Source organism: Nitrospirae bacterium YQR-1, assembly GCA_039908095.1.
Taxonomy (GTDB): Bacteria; Nitrospirota; Thermodesulfovibrionia; order Thermodesulfovibrionales; family Magnetobacteriaceae; genus Magnetomonas.
Map to the genome: position 1 here is coordinate 44,800 of JAMOBJ010000024.1, position 9,813 is coordinate 54,612.

The window sequence follows — 9,813 nt, forward strand, 5'->3', positions numbered from 1 at the left end:
TGTAGATGCATTGTACTATAGTTATCAGATTCACGTAACTTATTTAGATAAGTGAAGATAAGATCATTAAATTTTGACTTTATTTTCTATCCCTTTACATTGCTTTATTATCGCCACAAGATAGATTGAGGTTAAGTATTTAAACACTCACTCTATAACCCACACCGCACAGTCCTTAGCAAGATGCACAAGCCTGTTTGAGGTGCTGCCCATTAGAAACTCCTCACGCTTTGATATCCCGCGCCGCCCTGTCACTATGGCTGAGCACTGAGCACTCCGCTGTTCCTTTAATATACACTCAGCTACAGTGGGTTCGCTTCTTATCTCTGACTTTGTAATTATATCTTCCTCACGTATGCCGCTTTCCATTAACATGGATTTATACTCTTCCAAAATTTTTGTTTTTTCTTTAACCGCTGATTTTATAAACTCATTACATTCCAAATCACAGACAAAGTCATCGTCATCAAATAAATTGACAAGGTTATACAATATAAAGGTAAAGCCTGAAACTCCTCTGAACATTTCGCAGATAAAAGACACGGCACGCTTTGAGCTGATGCTCTCGTCAACGGCAATTAAAATCCGCCGCCGCCCCGCAAAATGTAATAATCTCTCTTTGTCGCCTATACATTCCATCGCTAAATATATTATACCTTTTTTTTATGGATTAAGTTTTGCACCGGCCTCAAGCAAATCACTGAGAAACTCACCGGTTGTCTCATAAAATACCTCGGCTCCCTTTGAAAAATGCAAAAGTATGTAATTCAGCTCATCTGCAATGTAAGGATAGATTTTCTTCAGATTGGCAACCCTGTTTTGAATAACCACATTAAGGTCATCATCAGTCAGGCTCTCAAATGCCGGATGCTGCCGGTTACTTAACTGCTGAATTGTGACATCCCCTCCACCGGTTAGAAACACCAGAATGTTACCAAGGCCAAAGAGGTCAAATCCAAATCTGCTTTCACTGTTTGTGTATGTGTAGTCAAAGTCAATCCATCTCGCAATGCCGGTCTCACTGTCCATTATCACGTGGTCACGCCTTATATCGCCGTGTTTTTCCCCGCTGTTATGCAAAAACTCTATCGCCCGTACCAACTCTATATACTCGTTAAGGATAGCTTTAAATTTCGTAAAATAGTATTCTTCATGATTTTTGCTCTGTCTGACCACGTAATCCGCCAGATTCATTCCCTTTATATAATCTATCACTCTGATGGTATTACCGGCTTTATCATGGATTCCAAAGCCGTGCATAAAACGTTCATGGTTACTTACTTTTTCCAAAACTCTGGCCTCTTTTTTCGGGCTCCTTATGCATTTAAACAAGAGCCCTCCGATGTTAGCCATGTAATCCTCATGAAAAACCATTTTTATAATCTTTGTCTTTCCGTCTATAAGGTCTATCGCATTTCTGACCCAAAACTTGGGCTCATCATCTATACCAAAGCGCCCCTCCTTTTGATTACCTCGTATTAAGTATAGTCTGTCCCCTAAAATTACAACATTATCGTATGCTACTGCAAAAAAATCGCTTAGGTCCTCGATTATTTCAGGTGCTTTGATGACACCTGTCATACCGGTATAAAACCTTATCAACTCTTTTAATCTGTCTTGATTAATATCCTTTGTTATATTTCCCATAATTGTAGTTATTGCCCTTATTTCAAAGTATTACCATCTTATGTTGATTTTAACACAGAACAGGGTACTTTTACTTAGTGAGCATATCAAAGCCGTATGTGTAAGCGGCCATGATTAAAATAAATAAAAATACAAATTTATAAATTTGCTTCTTTTCTATCTCTTTGTACGTTACCCTGAGCTTAAGGAGGTTATCCCATGAGGCTGTTCCCGTAGATTTTAATAGTTTATACTCCTTTGCCATAAAATAAAAACAAATAAAAGGAACTCCAAAAGTAAATCCATAAACATACACCCTGAATTCCCTGCTGAGTGCCTCACTGAATGTCAAATTTTTTCCTTTTGCATTTAACAGTCCTATGCCAAGCAGGTACTTGCCTGCTGTTGTGCCGGTAGCTGCTAAGATAACAGATTCCATGATTGTGATAGTCAACACGGTAAAAAAAAACTGCCCGATATAGCTCTCGAGAAACGTGTTTTTTATTATTGCACCGGCTATAAACCCACAGGGCATACTTAAGCTGTACATATCAAACACCCTTGCCAGAAGCCTTGCCCATTGGCGCTCTAAGACATAGATGTCAGCCCGTTTTGCCGCTTTGACAGTGGTTTTGCCTGATTCCCCGGATTCAGCTGTCTTTTTTTCTTTGTGCTCTGTGGCACTGCCGTCTTTCTGAGCATATGCCTTAGGATGCAGTGATTCCTCATCTGTGGTGGTCTCAATTTTCTTGTAGTCTTTTAGGCAGTGATATGCCTCGTTTATTTCGCTGAGTTTATCGTTTGCCTTTTTTTGAAGTTTAGGGTCATGTACAAACCTATCCGGATGCCATACCTTTACAAGGTCCTTATAGGCTTCTTTTATTTCATCCGGGCCTGCATTGGCATCCAGCCCCAGCACCTCAAGTGATCTGTTAATATTATTTACTTCCATCGCTTTGTATCTGTATTTTATATGTTTTCAGCATTAAAACAAAATACCCGCAAGCTTTATATCAAACACAGGCTAAAAGAAATAATCATACCGAGTTGCAGTCGGAATTAAACAATCTATAAATATAATATCATGCAAAAACAATGAGATCGCAAGAAAAATATTAATGAAAATAGTGCGAAAACCGATTTTTGCAACTGTCTCAACTTGGTATTAGTAGTTTGCTTTGCTTGAGGGAATGCAATAAAAGTTGTGATGTGTATTTTTTATAACAAAAAAATACCTTTTAGTAAATTGGGTAAGATCCAGTTCGGTATATTTTTCAATTTTAATACCAACGTATTCATATTGTACGTTTGGAGTGTAGAGTTTAATTGATAAAGGCTCGGCTTCAGCCGTTTTACTAAATTTTGACCAATCCGCTTTATTTACAAATAAATAAACAGCTAAATCATGCCTTGGTAAAACCGGCAAAAAACCTGTGTTTTTTACTTTTCTGAATTTATCCTGATATTCCGGCTGAGTAAAAACCTCCTTATCCGCTGTGATAACCGATTGGGGATCAAAATAATATGGCAGTGCAGCCCGTTTATCCCCTAAAGCATTCACAACATCTATTACCAGGGCATCTTTTAATATTTCGTTAAAATCAATAATCTTCACATAAAGCATGTCTGTCCATACCGGCCTTGCTTTAGCTACATAACCTATATGTCTCAAATTCAGATTCACTCCCGGAAATACAAATTTTGCAGCATTTTTTTTCCAATTATAATTTTGCGTGCTGCCTGCCGCTTCCTCTAAGGCCTCCTTTGTCAGGCTTATGCTGTAACTGTTTACCATTGGCTCGCTAAAATAGTACTCATATGGACTGTTACAATACACCTGAGTGAAAAGAATTTTCCATCCATAGGTGTTATAGTTGGCGTTTATCCTTACCGGCATCTCCCTGCAATGTAAAATGTTAATATAAAACAGAAATGCAAAAAGACAGAGAAAAACAGTTGAAAATACCCTCTTAAACCTCACAAGCCGCAATGTTATAAAGAGAAAGAGAAAAATGCTTAAAAAGTTGGCAAAAACCTCCACCCACAGATAATCTCTTAAAATAAAGCGTGTACCCATAAAAATATGTATGTAACAAAAAAAACAAACTGATAACAGTAAAACAAATTCTCTCCATTGAGCTCTTATAAGCTTTAAGAAATACCCTGAGAGCAGGGAAAAAAACAATAGTGCATTAATAATAAATAAACCGGGATTATACATGAAATGCTCTTTTGTTTTAGCAAAATAGCCCATAAAACTTCCTGTACCCATAAACAATGGATTAAATAGCACTGCTTTAAGATCGGCTAAAAGATACACATAACATGATGAAGGGCTTTTGAGCAATAAGTAATGGGAGAAAACAGCCAAAATAAACCCGGAAATTATGAGATTCATAAATACAACTGTCTTGACAATGCCGCCGTAGCCGCTCTTTTTCAAAAATACAGCCGTTGTGAAAATAAAAAGACTAACAAGCATTGCCGTAAGAGACACTGAGATTTTAGTAAATCCATAAGCACCGCTATACAGAAGTGTAAGCTCCTCCGGCATTATAAAATTGTAGGAATTAAAAAGTAAAATTCCCATAGCAGCTGTATTTAAAACGCTCAGAGCAAACAACCAAAGCGGCAATTTCTCAGATTTTATATCCGGTGTTTCGAGCTCCTGCCGGTATAGAACAAAACATGCCAGCAGTGGAAACAAAAATGCCGCCAACACGTAGGCTTGCACTTTCGTCAGAATTGCCAACCCTGACAGTGTCCCGGCAATTACTAAACATACAGCTTTTGCACTTAACTTATGTGTTTTACCTGCAAGCAAAATAAAAAACACTCCGGCACTCAAATAAAAAACACTGTAAAGCTCACTTCTTATCATGCTGCTATGGTAAATAAACGACTCTTGCAGTCCAAAAAAAAGCAAAATAAAAATACTGACTTTAAAATCAGGTTTATAACAAACCTCTAATGATGCCCAAAGTAAGATTACAATAGATAAAGCTAAAAACGGAGATACCAGACGATTGAAATCAGTCAATTCAGCAATGCAAATAATCGGATTAAGAGAAAAATTCAAGCTGGACAGATCGCTGACTGAAAGAAAGCCTGTCCAAAATCCTATTTTCTGTATAAAAAACAAAAGGAATTTTAAACCAAACCCAGGATGTGATAAATTGCTTGGAAGTCTGCCGCTTTGTAAAAAAAGCAAATCCACTGTAACCGAATGGTCCATATCCCAGATAAAATAAAAAGGATAACTCCGGTTTATTCCCACATAAATAAAAGCTAAAGATACTACAATAACCGAGAAAAGTATATTTCTTATAAAGCTTTGATTCATAATTTGAAGGAGCTCTCAGCCTTCTTTAATTCCAACTCTAATTCAAAAGTAAACGCAGGCGGCAAGAAACAAGCGACGCAGACGTACTGTTTTGTACGCCCCGGAGCTTGTGACAAAGCCAACAAAGTTAGACAAATGAAATAGAATTGGAATAACATCAATAATAATACAACTCAAAACTCAGGCGATTTATTGATTCAGCTAAACTACCGGTAAAAAAACCATAGTACAAAATTTTTAGCGCACTAATAATAATTGTCAATTGACATCATTAGAGTTAATCTTGCTCTTAGCTATACTGTCTGTCTTTGCAAAAACATCAGGACGCCACCTGCTGTAAGAGTGGAAATGCTTTGCCCAGTAAGAATGCCAATCTCTGGAGTTAGTTGAGGTTTCAATAACACCATAGTCGGATGATGCATGGGTAAAGTAGATAGTGTCACTCTTTACTTTTGTTATAATTCCGACGTGGTAAATTCTCTCTCCGGTTTTTACTTTTACAGATTTCTTGCCTTTGCCCTTTCGTTGCTTTGTATAATAAGCCTTTTTAAAGAAAATAAGATCTCCGGGTTTAACATCCTCTTTTTCTATTTTAAAGCTGTGGCTGGCATACATGGTTTGTGACGGAGCATAGTGAGGAGCAAATGAGTAGCCTGAATTGGCCAGGCTTTTTCTTGTTATAGCACTGACCAGATGTGAGCAGTCGGAATAAGAGGTCATATCCGGGTCAGAACCACGTCTGTACCTTAAGCCTAAATAGCTTAGTGACACCTTGGGAACATTTGCTTCTAATATCTTCTTTCTGTCGGTAAAAATACCTTCCGCCGGTTCAGCCGTTAGTTTTTTATAGTAGTGGTCGGCGGTATTGGTAGAGTAAAATTCATCAAAACCTGAATCATTTTCCAGCTTGCTATTGAGTAAATTTATTTTCAGATCATCATCTTTCCATGATTTTCCTTCAGCATAATGAAAATCTCCTTTGTTTACCTGATGTTCCGCACAACCATAAAGAAATATAAAGACAACGCTTAGTATTACAGATTTTATTAAAAGTTCTTTTTTCATAATAAATTCCTTATTAAACCACGATAAAATCAAATCTAAAAGTTAGATTTTTACTCCCTGAGATAAAGCTCCCATCGCTTCATTTCAGGTTAAAGTACAGCTCGGGCCAATGATACCATACTATTTTAAATATGTCAAGTAAAAAATATACATTTTTTTATTTTTTTTTTTATTTTAATTTTTGGTGCTTTTTTAAGGTGAGAAGTTCTATTCAGATAATAAAAAAACACTCATACCAAGTTGCCTTCAATCGTCTAACTTCTTTGGCTTCGTCGATGTACTCTCCCCTAAAGCTTACTCACTCCCTATTGAAACATACAAGGGAAATCCCTTGTAAGGAGATGTGTCGCTTTCTCCCAGCCGCCTCGTTACTCTTTTGACTGTTACTTGGTATAAGTTTTCTGCTACTCCGGAGCTTTTTCAGGAATATTAACCTTTATATAAAGATCACGTAACTGTTTTTTATCAACCTCAGATGGGGCGCCGCTTAGTGGGCAGGCCGCCTTTTGAGTTTTGGGGAATGCTATTACATCTCTGATTGAGGATGCTCTGACCATTATCATTACAAGTCTGTCAAGCCCAAGTGCCAAACCGCCATGCGGGGGGGCCCCGTACTTCAGGGCATCAAGCAAAAATCCGAATCTTTCTGAGGCCTCAGCACTGTCTATTCCTATCATTTCAAGTATTTTTTTCTGAAGCTCCGGCCTGTGAATACGAATACTGCCGCCACCAATCTCACTACCGTTTAACACTATATCGTAAGCCTTGGATTTGATGCCAGATAGGTCCTCAATGCCTCCCTCAGCGGAAAGTATTGCCTCAATGTCTGCATCTGACGGCGATGTAAACGGATGATGTATTGCTTCAAAACGGTTTTCATCCGTGTTGTACTCAAAAAGCGGAAAATCCGTTACCCATACAAAACGGTTTTTGTTTTCTATAATGCCGGAGCGCTTTGCAACATCAAGCCTTAAGCGGCCTAAAACCTCATTTACAGTTTTTCCGGCATCAGCCACAAAGAGCATCATATCCCCGGGGCAGGCCTGAAGTTTAGCAGCCATAGACCTCATAGTTTCCTCGTCAAAAAACTTGGCTATCGGAGAGTCAAACCCCTCTTTCACTTTTATCCACGCAAGCCCCTTAGCGCCATATGACTGTACCTCCTGCGTGAGCATGTCCACCTCTTTGCGTGAAAGCCCCGCCATACCCTTCCCTAAAACTGCCTTTACACGGCCACCGGATTGTAACACGTCAAGGAAAACCTTAAAGTTGCTATGTGATGCCTCCTTAGCCATATCACAAAGCGGCAAAGCAAATCTCAGGTCAGGCTTATCGCTGCCATACGTTTCCATTGCATACTCGTAAGTCATACGCTCTATTGGAGTGGCAATATCCTCACCGTTTATTTCCTTAAACAACCTCTTTAGCAGGCCCTCGACAAACCCCATCACATCCTCTGAGTCCACAAAAGACATCTCAAGGTCAACCTGTGTGAATTCCGGCTGTCTGTCGGCGCGCAAATCCTCATCCCTGAAGCACTTGACTATCTGAAAGTACCTGTCCGCCCCGGAAATCATCAGTATCTGCTTAAATAACTGCGGTGACTGGGGCAGTGCAAAGAAAGCTCCCGGACTTGTTCTGCTAGGCACAAGGTAGTCCCTTGCACCCTCCGGCGTTGATTTTGTCAAAACCGGCGTTTCAATTTCGAGAAATCCCTCACTATCCAGATAATCCCTGATGAGCTTACAAGCCCTGTGGCGTATTATCAGGTTTTCCATCATCTCCGGCCTTCTAAGGTCAAGGTATCTGTACCTGAGCCTCAGAGATTCCGAGGCCTCTCCGGCCTCTTCTATAGTGAAAGGAAGCGGCTCACATCTGTTTAGTATGTTAAGTGCTTTTACGTAAACCTCTACCCTGCCTGTTTGAATGTCCGGGTTTTCAGTGCCCTCCGGCCTCTTTCTGACCTCACCGGTCACTGAAATAACATATTCCCCTCTTAACTGGTGGGCTGATTCATGAGTCTCTGCGCTTACATCAGGGCTAAAGACAAGTTGTACCAAACCGCTTCGGTCTCTTAAGTCGGCAAAGATGAGCCCGCCGTGGTCACGGCTTCTAAAAACCCATCCGCTTAGGTTTATATCGGTACCTATGTCTTCCACTGTTAATTTCCCGCATCCCTTAGTCCTGAACATGTCTGCTTCTTCCTCCTCGTCTCTTTCCAGCGTCTAAGCTGTCCACTTTTACAAAAGTCATTTTTGGTTTTTTAGGTTTGCTTCCGGTATCAGGCCCATACTTGTTATCTATGTTTTTTGATTTTCCGGCAACTCCGGCTCTGTCAAACGATGATGATGTTCTCGTTTTCAGCTTATCCGTTCTGTTGGAAGGGTATGGTTTTGTTTTAGGTTTATCGGTTTTATCAAAGTAAGACGTTCTCTCCCCTGGTTTATCAGTTTTGTCAAAGGAGAGGTTTCTCTCTTTCAGTTTTTCGGTTTTGTTGAAAGAATATGTCCTGTCCCTTTGTCTTTTAGGTCTTTCAACGGGGGATGATACCTCCGCCGGTTTATCTATAGTCATGGTTTCATCAAACAGAGATTTTTGTTCCTTAGGTGTGAGCAGTGCCCACTGTCCCGGTTTTAGTGAGCCCAGTTTAATGCCGTTTATAGCGACACGTTTAAGTTTAGCCACAGGGTGTCTGAGCTGTTGAAGCATTCTCCTTATCTGCCTTTTTCTGCCCTCAAAGAGGGTTATCTCGACCCATGTGTTTGTCTCCGTGTCAGTGTCCTTCAGTCTTCTGACCTCGGAAGGGGCTGTCATACCATCCTCAAGCATGACGCCTTTACGTAGTTTTTCTATTGCGGCATCCGAAATCTCCCCTTTAACTTTTACGTGGTATCTTTTAGGGATTTTCTTAGAAGGGTGGAGCACCCTGTGGGTAAGCTCACCGTCATTAGTCAGCAGCAGCAGTCCCTCGGAGTCATAATCCAACCGCCCAACGGGATATACTCTTGAGCCTATACCCTCGATAAATTTAAGGATTGTACGACGTCCCTCGGGGTCCTCAAGGGTTGTCATCACCTGCCGCGGCTTATAAAATTTTGCGTAAATCTTATCCTCTGCAGAACCGGCATGTAAGAGCTTACCGTCAACCTTTATGTGGTCATGCGAGATGTCCGCCTTATCGCCTAATTTTACTACTCTGCCGTTTAGAGTAACACGGCCCTCTTCAATCATTTCCTCTGCTTTTCTCCGTGAGGTTATACCCAAGGAGGCTATTATTTTTTGAATCCGTTCTTCCATACTTTAATTTTAACATAAAACGTTTGTTTTTAATGCCTTTTTAATTCAGAAGGGTTCCGTTGTTTTTAATGTTATAATAATGGTACTTTGAGTAAAGCTGATGAATGGTGTCTTTAGGAGGATGTGCACATGAGTGAAATTATATTTATCGTTGAGAAAGCTATTGAGGGCGGCTTTTGTGCTCATGCCCTCAATCACTCTATAATTACAGAAGCCGAGGATTTGGCTGAACTAAAAATGAACATTAAGGATGCTATTCAATGCCATTTTGACAACGAAGAGGAAATCCGATATAGAGGAGAGAAAACCGAGTAAAGGAGTTGAAATAAAAGGAGATAATAGGAAGTAAGAAATCACCCGAGAGGTTAAGCAAAAAAAAGGCTCTTAACCGAAGGAGTGGGTAGAAAAGTAAGAAGTAACCTCTGTCGCCTTAGACACAGTAGCCTACAGTTAAACGGGGAGGTCAAGTTTTGCTTTCGCAA

At 39.9% G+C, this 9,813-nt stretch carries 8 protein-coding genes; 1 reads left to right on the forward strand and 7 read right to left on the reverse strand.

Features of this window, described 5'->3' with window-relative positions; translation table 11 throughout:
• Positions 1-147: 147 nt before the first annotated feature.
• The 7 genes from H7844_11520 to H7844_11550 form a co-directional block, all read right to left on the reverse strand.
• A complete protein-coding gene (locus tag H7844_11520) occupies positions 148-639 on the reverse strand; it encodes a universal stress protein (protein ID MEO5357911.1) in 492 nt (163 codons plus the stop codon).
• Between the two features lie 24 nt (positions 640-663).
• Positions 664-1,647: a hypothetical protein gene (locus H7844_11525; protein MEO5357912.1), complete on the reverse strand. Its 984-nt coding sequence runs from the start codon at positions 1,645-1,647 to the stop codon at positions 664-666.
• Positions 1,648-1,717: 70 nt separating this feature from the next.
• On the reverse strand, positions 1,718-2,578 hold the full coding sequence (locus H7844_11530) for a DnaJ domain-containing protein (GenBank protein ID MEO5357913.1): 861 nt from the start codon (positions 2,576-2,578) through the stop codon (positions 1,718-1,720).
• Positions 2,579-2,791: 213 nt separating this feature from the next.
• Entirely contained in the window at positions 2,792-4,969 is a 2,178-nt protein-coding gene (locus H7844_11535) for a hypothetical protein (GenBank protein ID MEO5357914.1), read from the reverse strand.
• Between the two features lie 258 nt (positions 4,970-5,227).
• Complete coding sequence (locus tag H7844_11540; protein MEO5357915.1) at positions 5,228-6,034, reverse strand: C40 family peptidase; 807 nt, start codon at positions 6,032-6,034, stop codon at positions 5,228-5,230.
• A 404-nt stretch (positions 6,035-6,438) separates the two neighbouring features.
• The gene (aspS, locus tag H7844_11545; GenBank protein ID MEO5357916.1) at positions 6,439-8,226 is read right to left on the reverse strand and encodes an aspartate--tRNA ligase; all 1,788 of its coding nucleotides are present in this window, start codon (positions 8,224-8,226) and stop codon (positions 6,439-6,441) included.
• A complete protein-coding gene (locus H7844_11550; protein ID MEO5357917.1) occupies positions 8,213-9,331 on the reverse strand; it encodes an rRNA pseudouridine synthase in 1,119 nt (372 codons plus the stop codon). Before H7844_11550 ends, aspS begins: the two co-directional genes overlap by 14 nt.
• Positions 9,332-9,460: 129 nt before the next feature.
• Between H7844_11550 and H7844_11555 the strand changes: the two genes are divergently transcribed.
• Positions 9,461-9,646, forward strand: coding sequence for a 2-oxoisovalerate dehydrogenase (locus H7844_11555; GenBank protein ID MEO5357918.1), 186 nt, complete (start codon positions 9,461-9,463; stop codon positions 9,644-9,646).
• Positions 9,647-9,813: the final 167 nt, after the last annotated feature.